We start from the raw sequence: 18,802 nt of genomic DNA on the forward strand, positions 1-18,802 counted from the left end.
GAATGGCTGCGCCTCATGAATACTGCGTTGTGCCGTACTCGGTATGCTCATGGACATCACGTCCACTGCGCTTCCTCCGTGCGGTACGCCTTGTCTTCATCGGGCTCGCTCATTCATCGATTCGGAATATCCGGGATGCGATTATTTGAGAGACTCTGATACAGCCAACTCCCGCCATCAAGGCAGGTTTCGCTGTATCGTTTCAATTTTCAGCTTGTTCCAGATTGTTAAAGAGCAAATAACATAAACCTGACTATCGCTAATCAGCTTTAGGTTATCGTCGACCGTGCCTTTCACCCACTGTCATTTTTGGCGTCCCCTAGGGGATTCGAACCCCTGTTACCGCCGTGAAAGGGCGGTGTCCTAGGCCTCTAGACGAAGGGGACACATCATGTCGGCTTCGCTGACGCGCGCTCTGTTTTCATCAGACAATCTGTGTGAGCACTTCACACAACGGCTATCTTTGGTAAGGAGGTGATCCAACCGCAGGTTCCCCTACGGTTACCTTGTTACGACTTCACCCCAGTCATGAATCACAAAGTGGTAAGCGCCCTCCCGAAGGTTAAGCTACCTACTTCTTTTGCAACCCACTCCCATGGTGTGACGGGCGGTGTGTACAAGGCCCGGGAACGTATTCACCGTAGCATTCTGATCTACGATTACTAGCGATTCCGACTTCATGGAGTCGAGTTGCAGACTCCAATCCGGACTACGACGCACTTTATGAGGTCCGCTTGCCCTCGCGAGTTCGCTTCTCTTTGTATGCGCCATTGTAGCACGTGTGTAGCCCTACTCGTAAGGGCCATGATGACTTGACGTCATCCCCACCTTCCTCCGGTTTATCACCGGCAGTCTCCCTTGAGTTCCCGCCATTACGCGCTGGCAACAAAGGATAAGGGTTGCGCTCGTTGCGGGACTTAACCCAACATTTCACAACACGAGCTGACGACAGCCATGCAGCACCTGTCTCTCAGTTCCCGAAGGCACGAGTCTGTCTCCAGTCTCTTCTGAGGATGTCAAGAGTAGGTAAGGTTCTTCGCGTTGCATCGAATTAAACCACATGCTCCACCGCTTGTGCGGGCCCCCGTCAATTCATTTGAGTTTTAACCTTGCGGCCGTACTCCCCAGGCGGTCGACTTAACGCGTTAGCTCCGAAAGCCACGGCTCAAGGCCACAACCTTCAAGTCGACATCGTTTACAGCGTGGACTACCAGGGTATCTAATCCTGTTTGCTCCCCACGCTTTCGCACCTGAGCGTCAGTCTTCGTCCAGGGGGCCGCCTTCGCCACCGGTATTCCTCCAGATCTCTACGCATTTCACCGCTACACCTGGAATTCTACCCCCCTCTACGAGACTCTAGTCTGTCAGTTTTGAATGCAGTTCCCAGGTTAAGCCCGGGGATTTCACATCCAACTTAACAGACCGCCTGCGTGCGCTTTACGCCCAGTCATTCCGATTAACGCTTGCACCCTCCGTATTACCGCGGCTGCTGGCACGGAGTTAGCCGGTGCTTCTTCTGCGGGTAACGTCAATGAAACACTCTATTAAAGTGCTCCCCTTCCTCCCCGCTGAAAGTACTTTACAACCCGAAGGCCTTCTTCATACACGCGGCATGGCTGCATCAGGGTTTCCCCCATTGTGCAATATTCCCCACTGCTGCCTCCCGTAGGAGTCTGGACCGTGTCTCAGTTCCAGTGTGGCTGGTCATCCTCTCAGACCAGCTAGAGATCGTCGCCTAGGTGAGCCATTACCTCACCTACCAGCTAATCCCATCTGGGTTCATCCAATGGCGTGAGGCCCTAAGGTCCCCCACTTTGGTCTTGCGACGTCATGCGGTATTAGCTACCGTTTCCAGTAGTTATCCCCCTCCATCAGGCAGATCCCCAGACATTACTCACCCGTCCGCCGCTCGCCGGCGGGGAAGCAAGCTTCCCCCCGCTGCCGCTCGACTTGCATGTGTTAGGCCTGCCGCCAGCGTTCAATCTGAGCCATGATCAAACTCTTCAATTTAAGATTTGTTTGATGTGCTTCCGAAGAAGCGATGCTCAAAGAATTTATAACTGTCTATTCGTAATGAATTTACTGTCAGTCACTCTTCAAGTCTTTTCGTATTGATTACGATAGGGTCCTGTGAGTGCCCACACAGATTGTCTGATTATATTGTTAAAGAGCGTTCGTCGCGGCGCTGCCGCCGACGTGAGGTCGCGTATACTACGCCATCCTCTTGCAGAGTCAACGAATAATTCGTTTTTCCCGGCCTGACTCTGTGTTGTGTTGTTCACCAGCACCGGGTCAGTGGAGGCGCATTATAGGCACTTCTCCTGGCCTGACAAGGGGTAATTGCAAAAAAAATCACAAGTGCGTTTTTTTTCACCGATACGCGGGAATAAACCACGTTATGCTGATCTTTTCAGTGCTTATAGCGGAGTATATGAGGAGAATGACTTACCGTTTACCAACGGATTCTCGAACTATCAATTCTGGTGTAAGAACCAGGACATTCGGCTCAGTATCAGGATGTTCCAACCGATGTAGTAGCGTATCTATCGCCAGTTCACCCAGCTCATCCTTTGGCTGATGAATCGTCGTCAAAGGCGGTGACATATAACGGGCCAGTTCAATATCATCATATCCTACGACAGACATATCATCAGGAACAGAGAGCCCCGCCTGATACAAAGCATGGTAAACACCAACAGCCATTGCATCATTACTGGTAAATACGGCATCAGGTCGATCTTTTAACAACAGCAGTTGCTGCATAGCGCGAAAACCAGTTTCGAACTCAAAATCACCAACCACCACATAATCATCAAAAACGGATAATCCTGCCTGATTCATCGCATTGCGATACCCCACAAGTCGGTTATAGGCGGTTGTCTTATCTTGCGGCCCGGCAATGCAGGCTATTTTCTGGTAGCCTTGCGAAATAAGATAGTTTGTTGCCATCTCTCCACCCTGTAGAGAGTTGTCCTTAATGACGTCACTGCTCCCTTCAAAAGGTGCCCAGTCCATCATCACTGTAGGTATTGACGGGTAGCGGCGAAGAATATCCGGTGACGGCATATGACTTTCAGTGCACATAAGCAGTAATCCATCGACCCGCTTTTGTAGCAATGTTTCCAAACTGCGGCTCATGCGGTCATGATCACCTTCGGTATTACATAGAATCAGACTATATCCGCGTTCATAACAACAACGCTCTACGCCACGCACTACTTCAGCATAAAACGGGTTGCTACTGGCGGTGAGTAACATTCCGATAGTTCTGGTCTGATTGATCTTAAGGCTGCGAGCCACCGCCGACGGCGCATAATTCAACTGATCGACCACATTCATCACTTTGTTACGAATTGCATCGCTGACAAAGCGATTGTTATTGATAACGTGGGAAACTGTTGAAGTCGAGACCCCGGCAAGACGGGCAACATCTTTCATTGTGGTCAAAGATCACCCCTGTGCTTGCAAGAAAGCATCGATCTCTTCACGCCATGGTACTGAAGGTTGTGCGCCATAACGCGTCACGGCAATAGCGGCGGCAGCATGAGCAAACCTCACCGCAGTCACCATCGGCTGTTTTTCCAGTAACGCAGTCACCAACGCACCGTTGAACGTATCACCAGCGGCGATAGTATCAACCGCTTTCACGCGAAAACCAGGAATACGTTGTCCCAGCCCCTGTTCGCTCAACCAGACGCCACGACTTCCTAATGTGATTAGTACCGTTTTAATACCTTTATCGTGCAATACCCGGGCAGCTCGCTGAGCGTCTTCTTCCGTTTCAACAGCAACACCAGTCAGGATCTGCGCTTCAGTTTCATTAGGCGTAATAATATCCACCAGCGATAACAACTCGTCTGGAAGATGACAGGCAGGCGCGGGGTTAAGAATAACCTGCGTTCCCTGTTCATGTGCCAGCCTGGCAGCGGCAGTAACGGTTTCCAACGGAGATTCCAACTGCATTAACAACGCCGATGCATCAATGATTTTTTGCTGATACAACTTGAGGTACGCTGGTGTGACGGCAGCGTTGGCTCCGGCATGAATACCGATCATATTCTCAGCTTCGCCATTAACGAAAATCAGCGCGACACCTGTCGTCTCTCCAGATATCTTTTCTACGGCAGAAACATCAATATTGTCGCTGGCAAGCTGCTGACGAATGCGAGTACCCATATCATCATCACCCACGCAGGCGATAAAAGAGATAACTGCTCCACTGCGTCCGGCAGCTACAGCCTGATTGGCGCCTTTACCACCAAATGCCACACCATATTGCTTACCGATCACCGTTTCACCCGGCCGGGGAAACTGCTCGAGATTCAGAATATGGTCCGCATTGATACTGCCCAATACTACCAGCTTGCCTGATTTCATTACGTAAAACCCCAAAGTTAATCGTGTGCCACTCAATCAGAGTGGCACACAGCACCGCTTTTTATTATTTGGTAACCAGTTTCAGATCAACAGGAATGATGGCCTGTACTTTTTCGCCTTTCAGCACTCTATCCGCAGTTTCAACACCGATCACGCCGATCTGATCCGGACGTTGAGCTACAGTCGCTGCCATTTTGCCACTTTCAACCGCTTTAATGCCGTCTGCCGTACCGTCAAAGCCAACAACCATGACGCCATTTTTACCCGCAATCTGCAACGCACGAATTGCACCCAATGCCATTTCGTCATTCTGAGCGAATACAGCTTGTACATCAGGATGCGCCGTCAGCAAGTTCTGCATTACATTCAGACCTTTGGTACGATCGAAGTCAGCTGGCTGGCTGGCCAGAATGACAAACTTGTTCTTCTCGGCTGATTTCATAAAGCCAGCACCACGTTCACGTGCGGCAGAAGTCCCGGCAAGACCTTCCAATTGAATAACTTTGGCACCTTTGCCCAGTTTTCTAGCGATAAAATCGCCAGCAATTTTACCGCCGAATGTGTTATCAGAAGCAACATGACTTACGACTTCACCACTGGCAGCAACACGGTCTAGTGTTATCACTGGAATCTTGGCCTTATTAGCCATTTTAACGGCGTTACCCACGGCGTCAGAATCAGTCGGGTTGATCAGTAACACTTTGGTACCACGCACGGTTAAATCCTGCACGTTGGCCAGTTCTTTAGCTGGATTGTTTTGAGAGTCCAGTACAACCAGGTTATAACCCAGTTTATCCGCTTCTTTTTGCGCTCCGTCTTTCAATGAAACAAAGAAAGGGTTATTTAACGTAGAAATCACCAGGGCAATAGTATCCTTTGCCATAGCGTTGGTACTGACCGTAGCACTCAGAGCAATAGCGGAAACTAGAGTAGCAAGCTTCTTTAAATTCATATCTCAATTCCTGTGTGAATGAAGGTTATTTACTGCTTTTGTTATCTACCAAAACCGCCAGCAAAATAACGACTGCCTTGACGATCATCTGATAGTAAGAAGAAACACCTAATAGATTTAGTCCGTTATTCAAAAACCCTAAAATCAGGGCACCAATTAAGGTTCCAAATACACGCCCTTTACCACCAGACAAACTGGTACCACCCAGCACAACCGCCGCAATGGCGTCCAGCTCATAACCCGTCCCTGCCGTTGGCTGAGCCGAAGACAAACGGGCAACTTCGATAATACCCGCCAGCGCCGATAACAGACCGCACAATGAATAGACGACAATTTTAACCTTGTCGACACTAATCCCTGAAAGACGGGTCGCCGCTTCATTACCACCCAACGCATAGATATAACGCCCAATGCGGGTATGGTGCAGCATGTACCAGGCAGCAAGGAATACCACCGCCATAATCCAGATTGGCGTAGGTACACCTAAAGGACGCCCGATGCCAAACCAGCCTAACGCATCTGCTTGTGCAGAAAAACCGGTATTAATAGGACTTCCGCTGGTATACACCATGGTGACACCACGCAGCAGCATCATCATCACCAGCGTAGCGATAAACGCCTGAACCCGACCTTTGGCGACAATAACTCCGGTACCGGCGCCAATCACTGCCCCGAGTGCCAGCGCACTGAATATAGCAACCAGCGCATTGATTTCCATCCCGACAATTGAAGCGGCAACAGCGCCAGTCAGCGCCAATAGCGAACCGACTGAAAGATCAATACCCGATGTCAGGATAACCAGCGTCATTCCCACAGCCATGATGGCGTTAACAGAAGTTTGCTGCAGAATATTGAACAGATTATTCAGCGTAAAAAAATTGGGACTCATCGAGGAAACCACAGCGATAAGAATCAACAGGGCAATCAACGATTTTTGTTCCAGCAGCCACTCTTTGCTGAACCAGCTTTTTGCTGTAACAGATTGGGAATTCATATGTGATTTACTCCTGCTTTGCGCCGTATTGCTTACCAACGGCCGCAGCCATCAGCGTTTCCTGGGTAGCTTGCTCAATCGGGAATTCACCGCTCAGGCAGCCTTCATGCATAACAATAATGCGATCGCTAATACCTAAAATTTCAGGCATTTCCGATGACACCAGAATGATACTCAGCCCTTCTTGTTTGAATTGATTGATTAGCTGATAGATTTCCTTCTTTGCCCCAACATCCACACCGCGGGTAGGTTCATCAAGGATCAATACTTTCGGTCGCGTCATCAAACCACGGGCAATGGCGACCTTCTGCTGGTTACCACCGGACAACAGACCGATAGTCTGCTCCATTGTCGGCGTACGAATATTGAACATCCGGATAAAATCACTGACTGCCTGTTGTTCCTTGGCATGCTTGAGTGAACCACCTTTTCGGCTGAAGTAACGTAATGCCGTCAACGACATATTCTCTTTCACCGACATGCCTAACACCAAACCATCACGTTTGCGGTCTTCAGAAATGTAGACGATCCCATTTACCAACCCATCTTGTGGCGAATGGGTAATAATTTCACGCCCATCAAGGAACACAGAACCGTGGGTACGGGGTAATGCGCCATAAAGAATTTTCATCAACTCGGTACGGCCGGCACCCATCAATCCCGCTACACCAAGAATTTCACCTTTACGCAGCGAAAAGCTTACATTTTTTGCGCCGGGACCAGAAAGCTCAGTCACCTGCAAGCGCACGTCACCGGGTGCCTGATCAAGCCGCGGATATTGATCTTCCAACTTGCGGCCCACCATCATTTCGATAAGAGCGTCTTCCTGTAAATCATTGACCGGGCTCTCACCGATAAACTGACCGTCACGGAATACCGTGACGTCGTCGCAGATTTCAAAGATTTCTTTCAGGCGATGAGAGATGTAAACAATGCCGCAACCATGGGACTGAAGCTCTTTAATCACTTTGAACAAGGAGGCCGTTTCAGTATCCGTCAACGCATCGGTCGGTTCATCCATAATGATGACTTTGGATTCGAAGCTTAATACCTTGGCAATCTCCACCATTTGTTGCTCACCAATGGAGAGATCTCCCACCAGACGACGGCTGTCATAACGCAGATTAAGACGCTGAAGCAGTTTATTTGCCTCAGCATACATCTGCGGCCAGTCGATACGACCAAAACGATTAGTAAATTCACGACCCAAAAAAATATTTTCTGCAATCGTCAGTTGGGGAATCAGGTTTAACTCCTGATGGATAATCCCTATACCCGCTTCCTGAGATGCTTTAGGGCCGCTGAAATCCACTTCCTTGCCCAAGAAATGAATACTACCCGCATCTTTACGATAGATACCGGTTAGTACTTTCATCATGGTGGACTTACCGGCGCCATTTTCTCCCACCAACGCCATTACTTTACCGGGATAGACATTCAGGGCTGCGCCTGAAAGTGCCTTCACACCGGGGAAGGTTTTGGTGATGCCTTGCAATTGCAGTAAAGGTTGCATCTATGCCTCAGAACGTTACGCCAGCACAAAGGATCACATTCGCATAGGGAGAGCACTCTCCGCTGCGAATAATAGCCCGGCTTTTCCCACTTTGTTTTTTAAAATCTTCATGACTTATGTAATGCAATGAAATTAAGTTTCCCTGGTGTAGCTCAAGTTGTTTCAAATGATTAAGCAGTGCGTCATGGAGTTGTGGATTTTTCTCGATAATTTCTTCGGCCAGAATGGCCGCCTCAACCTGCATCTCTGTTGTTACCACTTCAAGTATCTGCAAAAAAGTAGGTACATTGTGGGTTAATGCCAGATCGATACGGGTCGTCATTTCCGGAATGGGTAACCCCGCATCCCCAATCACAATTTGATCGGTATGCCCAAGCCGGGAAATAACAGAAGAAACTTCGGAATTTAGCAACGCACCTTTTTTCATATTCTATATCCTAACAGCGAAACGTTTCGCTTCCAGGATAGTGTAAAAAAACATCGCCAGAAGGCAACGATAATATTATCAAAATGTGATCATCATCGAAACGTTTCGCTTGTTCAACAAAAGTAAGAACCGGAGTGTCTGAATATGAAAAGTAATGCGTTAATCGTCTGGTAAGCAGTAAGACTGGTAATTATGGATTAATAAAATAACCGTGCCGGGGGATGGCACGGTTCACGCAAATAGGGGGCATTCACATCATTTTTACGTTCGACTCACTTGTCATATTTCCACCTGAATACCCAATTCAATCAATCGGTTAGGTGGTATTTCAAACTGATCAGCAGCGCGTAGCGCATTACGGCTCAGCATCATGAACAATTTACCACGCAAGCGCAGATACCATGGACGTTTCCCCATACTCAACGATTCATTAGACAGGAAAAAAGTGGTTTCCATCATTTGACAGGTTAAGCCATCTTGCCAGCAACGGTGGAAGACCTCTTCCACATTAGGTGTTTCACGCCAACCGTAACTGGCAATCACACGCCAGAATGAGGCGGATAGCTGTTCCACTGATACCCGTTTGGCATTATGTACATAAGGTGCATCTTCCGTCCTGATGGTCATCAATACTACGCGTTCATGTAATATCTTGTTATGTTTCAGGTTATGCAACAGTGCAAAAGGAATCACATGAGTAGCGCGGGAAAGATAGACAGCGGTTCCTGGCACGCGCACTGGCGGATTCTTCTCCAGTGAAACAATCATCGCATCCAGTGAGTTTCCATGCTCATGAATACGACGCAACAAGCCAAAGCGTTCGCTTTTCCAGGTCGTCATGATGATAAACATCACCAATCCCAACGTCAGAGGTAGCCAGCCACCGGAAACAATCTTGCTCATATTAGCCAGGAACATGGGCAAATCGATCATCAATAATACGACTAGCAACAACCACACAAGATAGCGATACCAGTGCCAGTTTTTGATTGCCACGGTACAGGAAAGAATACTGGTCAACACCATCGTACCCGTCACCGCGATACCATATGCGGCCGCCAGATTACTGGAGTGTTCAAAGCTGACAATCACAATGACCACAGCGATATATAACAACCAGTTAACTGCCGGAATATAAATCTGCCCGGATTCCATGTCAGAGGTATGAACAATACGCATTGGCGGTAAATAGCCAAGTCGAACCGCCTGACGAGTTAAGGAAAACACGCCGGAAATCACTGCCTGAGATGCAATGATGGTTGCCAAGGTTGCCAGAATCAATAACGGTATCAATGCCCAGTCAGGTGCCAGAAGGAAAAATGGGTTTTTGATGGCATCAGGGTCTTTCAGCAGTAACGCTCCTTGCCCGAAATAATTCAACACTAGTGAAGGCAGTACTGCCGAAAACCAGGCAATACGAATGGGTAATTTACCAAAGTGTCCCATATCGGCATAAAGGGCTTCCACCCCGGTAATAGCAAGTACCACGGCACCAAGCGCGAAAAAAGCCACCAACTTATATTCAATAAAAAAGTTAATCGCCCATTTAGGATTCAGCGCCCGTAACACTTCTGGATTGGCGATAACACCGCGGGCACCAAGAATTCCCAGAGACAAAAACCACAGTAGCATCACCGGGGCAAACAATTTTCCCACGCTTCCAGTCCCATGTTTCTGAATCATAAACAACAATGTCAGTACAACAACGGAAATGGGGATAATGTAAGAATCCAGAGAAGGGGCAGCAATATCCAGACCTTCAATCGCTGACAGCACTGAAATAGCCGGTGTAATAACAACCTCTCCATAAAAAAAACTGCCACCGATCAAGCCCATGATCACTAGCACAGAGGTCATTCGATCTGATGTGTTTCGCCCGGCGAGAGACATTAACGTCAGTATGCCACCTTCACCCGCATTATCCGCACGCATCACATAGGTGAGATATTTCAGGGACACGACCAGAATCAAAAGCCAAAAAATCAGAGAGAGAAAACCGAATACGGAATCAGGTTCAACCCCAAAACCAAACTGTCCGGACAGACACTCTCGAAGCGTATACAGAGGGCTGGTACCAATATCACCATAGACCACCCCAATCGCAGCCAGCGTTATTGCCGGAAGTGAACGTTTATGTTCAGAACTCATAAACCTTGTCTTCTGTTATTAATTTATTAACGAATCGGACCATTCCTGGTTGCACTAGCCCGAAAACGCACAGTATGCACAAATCGCCGCAAAAACCTATTTTTTAAATTACCGTTTGCCTATTTGGTAAGGAACCTTTATTGATTAACGTCACTAACAGTGCCAATAATCAACAAACAGAGTATGAGTAAAAAGTAGTCTTTTGACGTTTATTTTTGCACTTCCTGGCTGCAACACACGGGAACGATGGATTAATTATGATACAGCCCACAGCACTGGCTGACAGAATTGCTCGACTCAGCCACGCCCTTGAACACGGTCTTTATGAACGGCAGCACGCCATTCGTCTATGCCTTCTGGCTGCGCTAAGCGGCGAGAGCGTCTTTTTATTAGGCCCTCCCGGGATAGCAAAGAGTCTGATAGCCAGGCGTCTTAAATATGCCTTTAAACACGCTATTGCCTTTGAATATCTGATGACTCGCTTCTCTACACCAGAAGAAGTATTCGGTCCGCTATCTATTCAGGCATTGAAAGATGAAGGACGCTATCAGCGTTTGACGACCGGTTATCTGCCGGAAGCTGAAATCGTCTTTCTGGATGAAATATGGAAAGCGGGCCCCGCCATTCTGAACACCTTGCTAACAGCAATAAATGAACGCCGTTTTCGCAATGGTAATAGTGAAGATCCCATTCCTATGCGCTTATTGGTTACCGCATCCAATGAATTACCTGAAGCCGACAACAGCCTGGAAGCATTGTATGACCGCATGCTTATCCGCCTGTGGCTTGATCGGGTGCAGGACAAACATAATTTCCTCGCATTACTCACCAGCAACAGTAATGACAACGAAAATCCGGTCAGCGCTGGGCTTAGCGTCAGCGATGAAGAATACCACCAATGGCAGTCCGATATCGATAACATCCCTTTACCGGGGATTTGTTTTGAGCTGATTTACCAGTTGCGCCAACAACTGGAAACGCAGGAAAACGCCCCTTATATCTCTGATCGGCGATGGAAAAAAGCAATTCGCCTGTTGAAGGCCTGTGCCTTTTTCAGTGGTCGTGAATCAATTACATCTGTGGATATCATCCTGCTGAAAGACTGTTTATGGCACGATCTTGACTCACTCCATCTGGTGGAGCAACAGTTAGAGTTGTTGATGACTGAACAATCCTATCAACAACGGACATTGCTGTTCCGGTTGCAGCAATTAAATGCAAAGCGTCAGCAATATCAACAACAACAGAGTGAGTTGCAGGCATTCAGAGTTGAAAAACAAGGTTCTTTCTTTGGCAGAACACCACATTACACGCTACCGGATACCATAACAACGCCGACACTCACGTTGGTACTGCAAAAACCGTTGATTATCAAGGATCACACTGTAACCCATGTGATTATAGACAGAGAAAAACTAACCAGTTGGTTGCAAAAAGGTGGTGAAATCCGCGGTAAACTGAATAACGTAGGGTTTAGTCAGCAGTTGGATATGCTGGTGGACGAACATCAGTATCTGATCATCAGGGATATCAGCTTGCAAAGTTCAATTTTATCGCTACCAGATAAAATAAATTGTACTCTGCCGGAAGATATCGCTCAGGAATACGAAACGCTGAAAATTCAATTACAGGAACAACGGCGACTATTTGAACGACATCAACCTTGTTTGTTTGTCCCTCAAGAGTGGTTGGCAAAGATTGAAGAAAGTCTGCAACAGGTCAATGAACAGATAGAACAGTCACAACGGGAGTAAAAACAATGCTGACGCTGGAATCTTTAGAGATGCTATTGTCCATTGATGAAAACGATCTGTTGGATGATCTCATTGCCACACTGCTGGCTACGCCTCAGTTTGTGATGTATTTCGAAAAGTATCCTCGTCTGAAAAAAGCACTATTGAACGATCTTCCAATGTGGAAGGATAACCTCAAACAGCGGTTGCGCAGCACTCAGACGCCTCCAGATCTGGAAAAAGAGTTCAATTGTTATCAAAACACCCGGTTAGCCAGCAGCCAGACATTTCAAGCCAGTCTACCGAAAATAATGTCCATGCTGAACACGGTAGATTCACCGTTTTTCTCTCCGGCAGATAAACTGATTAACACACCCGAACGCCAGATTGAACAAAAAATAACCAGCGGTTTGCACTCTTTATTTATGCAGCGATGGCATGTCAGCCTGACATTGCAAACACTGACTCTGCACCAGCAGATAATGGAACAGGAACGGGATAATCTGCTGGATGAACTACAGCGGCGTTTAACTCTGAGCGGAGCGCTAGAACCCATTCTGGCTGAAAATGAAACCGCCGCGGGTCGATTGTGGGATCTCAGTGCCAGTAAGCTGATAAAAACCGATCTCAAAGCGCTGCTGGATATTGGCAACTTCCTGAAACAACAGCCAGAACTACAACGTTTGGCGGAAAGACTGGGTCGCAGCCAGGAAACAAAATCCATCCTGAGTCACGATGCGCAAAAAGAGGAATTCCGAGTGATGGTTCGGGAACTCGCCACCCTACCCGAACAGGTGAACGGCATTCATCAGAGCGACGATATTCTGCGGCTATTACCCACCGAACTCTCCACCGTGGGTATCGACGAACTGGAATACGAATTTTACCGGCGACTTCTGGAACACCAACTGTTGACCTATCGCCTGCAGGGTGAAAACTGGCGTGAAAAAATAGTAGAACGACCCGTAATCCATCAACAGAATGAACAACAACCTCGAGGGCCATTTATCGTCTGTGTCGATACCTCTGGTTCTATGGGGGGATTTAACGAACGCTGCGCAAAAGCATTTTGTCTGGCTTTGATGAGAGTGGCTCTGGCGGATAATCGCCGTTGTTATATTATGTTGTTCTCTAACGAGATAATAAGTTACGAATTGACTTCAGCAGACGGAATTGAACAGGTAATTCGTTTTCTTAATCAAACATTTCGCGGCGGTACCGATCTGACGAACTGTATAACAACACTAATGGATAAAATGAACGATTCATCATGGCGGGATGCCGATGCCGTCATTATTTCTGATTTTATTGCTCAGAGATTGCCTGACGATGTCATCAATAAAGTCAGACGCCGCCAGCAACAACTTCATCACCGTTTCCACGCTGTCGCTATGTCCGATCACGGTAAGCCTGGAATATTACGGATATTCGATCATATCTGGCGCTTCGATACCGGCTTGAAAAGCCGTCTTTTGCGTCGTTTCCATCATGAAAAAAAATAATTCGTTGCTTATTACTTATAAACAAGTTTCAGCATTTATTGTGCTTATTGTTTAATGGACTCACTCTTTCTTTAACGAAAAAAAAATTATTCGCTATAAACATTGATCAATCATACTGTAAGCAGTAAATGCACCCAAACAGTAAGCAAAGAGTCTATTTCATGGCCGACACTTATTCCCTTGATGACCTTGATCGCGGCATTCTTAGTGTATTAATGGATAATGCCCGAACACCTTATGCCGAACTGGCAAAGCAGTTTGCCGTCAGCCCGGGAACCATTCACGTACGAGTAGAAAAGATGAAACAGGCCGGTATCATTATAGGTACCCGACTTGATGTGAACCCTAAACAGCTGGGGTACGACGTGTGCTGTTTCATCGGCATTATCCTGAAAAGTGCCAAGGACTATCCTTCAGCGCTGGAAAAACTGAACAATCTGGAAGAAGTGGTAGAGGCTTATTACACCACGGGTCATTACAGCATCTTTATTAAGGTCATGTGCCGTTCCATCGACGCCTTACAACATGTACTTATCAACAAGATCCAAACAATTGATGAAATTCAGTCCACGGAAACACTGATCTCACTACAGAACCCGATCATGCGCACCATTGCTCCTTGATACTTTATTCTTATCCCCCGATTGTCCACAGGTAGATCCCACAAAAATCACAGCGTACAATGTCCCGTCTTTAATCAGGTGAGATCATGTATGACTGACATAACCCTTATCAGCGGCAGTACACTCGGTAGTGCGGAGTATGTAGCCGAACATTTGGAAGAGTTATTGAAAAAAAAGGGGTTTTCCACCGTTATGCTACATGGGCCTGATCTGAATGAAATTCCGGACAACGGTTTGTGGTTGGTTGTCACATCGACTCATGGTGCAGGTGATATCCCTGATAACTTACAGCCGCTGTTTGAAGCACTGGAAGAACAAAAACCCGATCTGTCCCAAGTTCGTTTTGGTGCCATTGGTATAGGCAGTAAAGAATATGACACATTCTGCGGTGCGATAATCACCGTTGATCATCTATTACAGGATCGAGGCGCAAAAAGGATCGGTGATCTCCTGATGATCGACATAACCCAACATGAAATTCCGGAAGATCCCGCAGAAGAATGGTTGGGATCATGGGTTAATTTACTCAGATAGCTTATTTATACAGCAGTTAACTGTGGATAAAACACTTAAGAAGCGGGGTAAAACCCGTAGTTATCCCAATAACAACGTTAGATTGTTTTTTAATCTGTGTATAACTATAGGTTTAGATCCCAGCTTATACTGTCTGGGATCACCGATCATTCACAACTAGTGATCAACAGTAATCGATTGATCTCATTAAAGGATCATGCCTTATCCACAGAACATGTCGATCCTAATAAGAGATCTAATAAGAAGATCTTTAAATAAAAAGATCTTTCTTTAATTACACGACGATCCAACACATTTGGTCATTGGCATAAACTTGAGTAGAATCCTTCACCCAAGGTTAGTAACGATCATTCGCAACCACTCGAGGTGTAGTACCATGTTTTATCCAGATCCTTTTGACGTCATCGTGATCGGTGGTGGTCATGCAGGCACTGAAGCCGCCATGGCCTCGGCCCGTATGGGACGTCAAACCCTCTTACTGACACACAATATTGATACGCTGGGACAGATGTCCTGTAACCCGGCTATCGGCGGTATAGGGAAAGGTCATCTGGTAAAAGAACTTGATGCCATGGGTGGACTGATGGCTAAGGCCATCGATCAAGCGGGTATTCAGTTTAGGATACTAAACATCAGTAAAGGTCCTGCAGTACGAGCGACTCGTGCACAAGCCGATCGGGTTCTTTATCGCCAAGCAGTACGTGCTGCACTGGAAAACCAGCCAAATCTGATGATCTTCCAGCAGGCAGTTGACGATCTGATTGTGGAAAATGATCAGGTTGTAGGAGCCATTACCCAGATGGGATTGAAGTTCCGTGCCAAAGCCGTAGTGCTGACGGTAGGAACATTTCTGGACGGTAAAATACATATTGGTCTGGATAACTACAGCGGTGGTAGAGCTGGCGATCCACCATCCATTCCATTAGCCCACCGTTTACGTGAATTACCGTTGCGAGTCGGACGTTTAAAAACCGGTACTCCACCACGCATAGATGCCCGGACTATTGATTTCAGTGTATTGACGCAACAGCACGGTGATAACCCGATGCCTGTTTTTTCCTTTCTGGGAGATCCTGGCCAGCATCCGGCACAGATGCCTTGTTATATCACCCACACCAATGAGCGCACTCATGAGGTGATCCGCAATAATTTGGATCGTAGTCCAATGTACACTGGCGTCATCGCGGGGATCGGGCCACGCTATTGCCCATCCATTGAAGACAAGGTGATGCGTTTTGCCGATCGTAATACCCACCAGATATTTCTTGAACCAGAAGGGTTGAGCAGCAATGAAATCTACCCTAACGGCATTTCTACCAGCCTACCATTTGACATACAGTGGCAGATTGTCCGTTCCATGCAAGGGATGGAGAATGCCCGTATTGTTCGTCCTGGTTATGCTATTGAGTATGATTTTTTTGATCCTCGAGATTTAAAACCGACACTGGAAAATAAATTTATTCACGGTCTTTTCTTTGCCGGTCAGATCAACGGGACAACCGGTTACGAAGAAGCTGCTGCGCAGGGAATGCTGGCTGGATTGAATGCTGCTCGTCTGGCATTTGATCAGGAAGGGTGGACACCTCGACGCGATCAAGCTTACATCGGTGTTTTAGTTGATGATCTCTGCACATTGGGAACCAAAGAACCTTACCGCATGTTTACTTCGCGGGCTGAATATCGTTTGATGCTGCGCGAAGACAATGCTGACCTACGGTTGACGGAAATTGGTCGTCAATTGGGTATGGTGGATAATGTTCGTTGGGCCGCATTCAACGAGAAGTTGGAAAATATTGAGAAGGAACGGCAGCGCCTGCGTGATATTCATGTTCATCCGTTGTCAGAGAATCGTGATCAGATTAATTCCTTACTGAAAACACCACTTTCTCGAGAAGCCAGCGGTGAAGAGCTACTGCGCCGTCCGGAAATTAACTATGTTATGTTGACCGGGTTACCGATGTTCGCCCCTGCACTAACCGATGATAAAGCGGCAGAGCAGGTAGAAATTCAGGTGAAATATGAAGGGTATATTGCCCGTCAACAGGATGAAGTTGAAAAACAACTCCGCAATGAAAATGCGCTATTGCCCGCAGGACTGGATTATCAGCAGGTAACCGGATTATCAAATGAGGTTATTATAAAGTTGAATGATCATAAACCGGGTTCCATTGGCCAGGCATCGCGTATTTCTGGTATTACACCAGCTGCAATCTCAATTTTACTGGTTTGGCTGAAAAAACAGGGGATGCTGCGCCGCAGTGCCTGATAGTCGTTTTTAGCAAAATAGCCCGTAAATCTAGCTGTGGAGATACAGCTAGATTGTATTAATAACGTGATATTCAGGATTATCTTGTGCTTAACAAACTCAATAGCCTGTTAGATACCGCTGGTATTTCCCTGACCGATCAACAAAAAAATCAGCTTATTCAGTATGTTGAGCTCCTACATAAATGGAATAAGGCTTATAATCTGACTTCAGTCCGTGATCCTGAGCAAATGTTGATTCGTCATATCATGGATAGTCTGGTGATAGAAAAACATCTCCAGGGACAGAATTTTATTGATGTGGGAACAGGACCGGGTTTACCGGGCATACCGTTAGCCATTATTCGTCCATATTCACATTTCACCTTACTTGATAGTCTGGGAAAACGGGTGCGTTTTCTGCGTCAGGCTCAGCATGAGTTACATCTCGATAATATTGAGCCGGTACAGAGCCGTGTGGAAGACTTTTCGGCAGCTCCTCCTTTTGATGGAGTGATAAGCCGTGCATTTGCTTCTCTGAAGGATATGGTTAACTGGTGTGATCATTTACCTTCCCGTCCTGAAGGTCGTTTTTATGCACTGAAGGGAACGGTTCCTCAAGATGAGCTGGATGCCTTACCTGAAGGCATTATCCCGGAAATCATTATTCCACTTTTTGTGCCTGAGTTGGTTGGAGAACGTCACTTGGTGATTCTTAAACGGAACTAATTTTGTTTTTCATCAGAAAATTATAACTATTTGTAACGTTCTCAAGCTGATAAATCTGAATGAAATAATCATTAAACTAATGAAATATATTCACCAAATTTTTACAAACGTGATGTATGCCTGGTGATTAACGTATTCGGCAGTGGTGTTTTTTTTACCGTATTTCGATTTTAACCACCGTGCAATTCATTGAGAGGTGTTAAAAACATGATAAAAAAATATCCACAATGTCAATAGATGGTTTGAGTGCTGTATTGTAAGTGTTTTGTTGGTGTTTTATTTTATCTTATTGAAATTAAAAAAGATAAATAGCTATTTTTGCTAAAGACAAGAAAAAGTCTGATCGGATATAAAAAGACCTGTTTTGTTTTATGTGAGTGATATCACATATTGGCAGCATGTTAACATTCATTTCACTATTGATGTGTTAACCGGATAGTTCGCGGAAATAAGGCTTAGGAAATAAATTTAAATAATTGTTCACCTTTTCGCTACTTATTGATTGAATTCGATGGGCTGACCCGTATAATTTGCACGTTTTTTGCTGCTTGACTCGGTGCATTAAAGGCAGTGTTATACGTCATTCAGTAAACTCTGAGAAAGGTACGGAGAGGGCACGCGTCATGTCTGTATCCCTTTACAGTGGAAAGTTAGCGCTGTGGTCACTTTTAATACAATTGGTGACTTTTTTAGTGTTAAGCGCGATTTTCAGTGTGGTTAGCCTGGAAGCCGCAGCTTCTGCGCTCGGTGGGGGATTGGCAGCCTGGTTACCGAATATGTTGTTTATGCTGTTTGCCTTGCGTCATCAGACACATAAACCATCGGAAGGACGCGTTGCCTGGTCATTTGCTTTGGGTGAAGCGCTGAAAGTGCTATTCACCATTGCATTGTTGGTGGTGGCGTTAGGCGGGTTCCATGCGGCATTTTTCCCGCTTGGCCTGACGTATTTATCAATGCTGGTCATGCAGATTGTGGCACCAGCCGTCATTAACCGTTACCGTAGTTAACAACAAAAGGGTAAGGGAC

14 protein-coding genes, 1 tRNA gene and 1 rRNA gene are annotated in these 18,802 nt (G+C 46.5%); 7 read left to right on the plus strand and 9 right to left on the minus strand.

The window, feature by feature from the left end; all coding sequences use genetic code 11:
- Nucleotides 1-310 precede the first annotated feature (310 nt).
- The 9 genes from CWC46_RS02440 to kup form a co-directional block, all read right to left on the minus strand.
- Nucleotides 311-386, minus strand: a tRNA-Glu gene (locus CWC46_RS02440).
- Nucleotides 387-467: 81 nt separating this feature from the next.
- Nucleotides 468-2,010 (minus strand): 16S ribosomal RNA (locus tag CWC46_RS02445).
- Between the two features lie 435 nt (nt 2,011-2,445).
- The gene (rbsR, locus tag CWC46_RS02450) at nt 2,446-3,447 is read right to left on the minus strand and encodes a ribose operon transcriptional repressor RbsR (protein ID WP_168187283.1); all 1,002 of its coding nucleotides are present in this window, start codon (nt 3,445-3,447) and stop codon (nt 2,446-2,448) included.
- A 3-nt stretch (nt 3,448-3,450) separates the two neighbouring features.
- Nucleotides 3,451-4,377, minus strand: a complete 927-nt coding sequence (gene rbsK / locus CWC46_RS02455) for a ribokinase (protein ID WP_021013782.1) — start codon at nt 4,375-4,377, stop codon at nt 3,451-3,453.
- Nucleotides 4,378-4,441: 64 nt separating this feature from the next.
- A complete protein-coding gene (rbsB, locus tag CWC46_RS02460; RefSeq protein ID WP_021013781.1) occupies nt 4,442-5,329 on the minus strand; it encodes a ribose ABC transporter substrate-binding protein RbsB in 888 nt (295 codons plus the stop codon).
- Nucleotides 5,330-5,354: 25 nt separating this feature from the next.
- The gene (gene rbsC / locus CWC46_RS02465; protein WP_021013780.1) at nt 5,355-6,323 is read right to left on the minus strand and encodes a ribose ABC transporter permease; all 969 of its coding nucleotides are present in this window, start codon (nt 6,321-6,323) and stop codon (nt 5,355-5,357) included.
- A 7-nt stretch (nt 6,324-6,330) separates the two neighbouring features.
- Nucleotides 6,331-7,836 carry a ribose ABC transporter ATP-binding protein RbsA gene (gene rbsA, locus CWC46_RS02470; protein WP_021013779.1) on the minus strand — a complete coding sequence of 502 codons (1,506 nt, stop codon included), beginning with the start codon at nt 7,834-7,836 and terminating at the stop codon, nt 6,331-6,333.
- A 7-nt stretch (nt 7,837-7,843) separates the two neighbouring features.
- Entirely contained in the window at nt 7,844-8,263 is a 420-nt protein-coding gene (gene rbsD, locus CWC46_RS02475) for a D-ribose pyranase (RefSeq protein WP_021013778.1), read from the minus strand.
- Between the two features lie 279 nt (nt 8,264-8,542).
- Complete coding sequence (gene kup / locus CWC46_RS02480; RefSeq protein ID WP_021013777.1) at nt 8,543-10,411, minus strand: low affinity potassium transporter Kup; 1,869 nt, start codon at nt 10,409-10,411, stop codon at nt 8,543-8,545.
- Nucleotides 10,412-10,668: 257 nt separating this feature from the next.
- Between kup and ravA the strand changes: the two genes are divergently transcribed.
- The 7 genes from ravA to atpI all read left to right on the plus strand — a co-directional run bounded on the left by ravA (nt 10,669) and on the right by atpI (nt 18,783).
- Nucleotides 10,669-12,165, plus strand: a complete 1,497-nt coding sequence (gene ravA, locus CWC46_RS02485) for an ATPase RavA (RefSeq protein ID WP_021013776.1) — start codon at nt 10,669-10,671, stop codon at nt 12,163-12,165.
- 5 nt (nt 12,166-12,170) lie between these two features.
- Nucleotides 12,171-13,646, plus strand: a complete 1,476-nt coding sequence (viaA, locus tag CWC46_RS02490) for an ATPase RavA stimulator ViaA (protein WP_021013775.1) — start codon at nt 12,171-12,173, stop codon at nt 13,644-13,646.
- A gap of 161 nt (nt 13,647-13,807) precedes the next feature.
- Nucleotides 13,808-14,269, plus strand: a complete 462-nt coding sequence (asnC, locus tag CWC46_RS02495) for a transcriptional regulator AsnC (protein ID WP_021013774.1) — start codon at nt 13,808-13,810, stop codon at nt 14,267-14,269.
- A 90-nt stretch (nt 14,270-14,359) separates the two neighbouring features.
- Complete coding sequence (gene mioC / locus CWC46_RS02500) at nt 14,360-14,803, plus strand: FMN-binding protein MioC (RefSeq protein WP_021013773.1); 444 nt, start codon at nt 14,360-14,362, stop codon at nt 14,801-14,803.
- 376 nt (nt 14,804-15,179) lie between these two features.
- On the plus strand, nt 15,180-17,069 hold the full coding sequence (gene mnmG, locus CWC46_RS02505; protein WP_021013772.1) for a tRNA uridine-5-carboxymethylaminomethyl(34) synthesis enzyme MnmG: 1,890 nt from the start codon (nt 15,180-15,182) through the stop codon (nt 17,067-17,069).
- An 86-nt stretch (nt 17,070-17,155) separates the two neighbouring features.
- Nucleotides 17,156-17,776: a 16S rRNA (guanine(527)-N(7))-methyltransferase RsmG gene (gene rsmG, locus CWC46_RS02510; protein ID WP_021013771.1), complete on the plus strand. Its 621-nt coding sequence runs from the start codon at nt 17,156-17,158 to the stop codon at nt 17,774-17,776.
- Between the two features lie 623 nt (nt 17,777-18,399).
- On the plus strand, nt 18,400-18,783 hold the full coding sequence (atpI, locus tag CWC46_RS02515) for a F0F1 ATP synthase subunit I (RefSeq protein WP_021013770.1): 384 nt from the start codon (nt 18,400-18,402) through the stop codon (nt 18,781-18,783).
- Nucleotides 18,784-18,802: the final 19 nt, after the last annotated feature.

The organism is Prodigiosinella confusarubida, from assembly GCF_002847015.1.
GTDB classification, from domain to species: Bacteria; Pseudomonadota; Gammaproteobacteria; order Enterobacterales; family Enterobacteriaceae; genus Prodigiosinella; species Prodigiosinella aquatilis.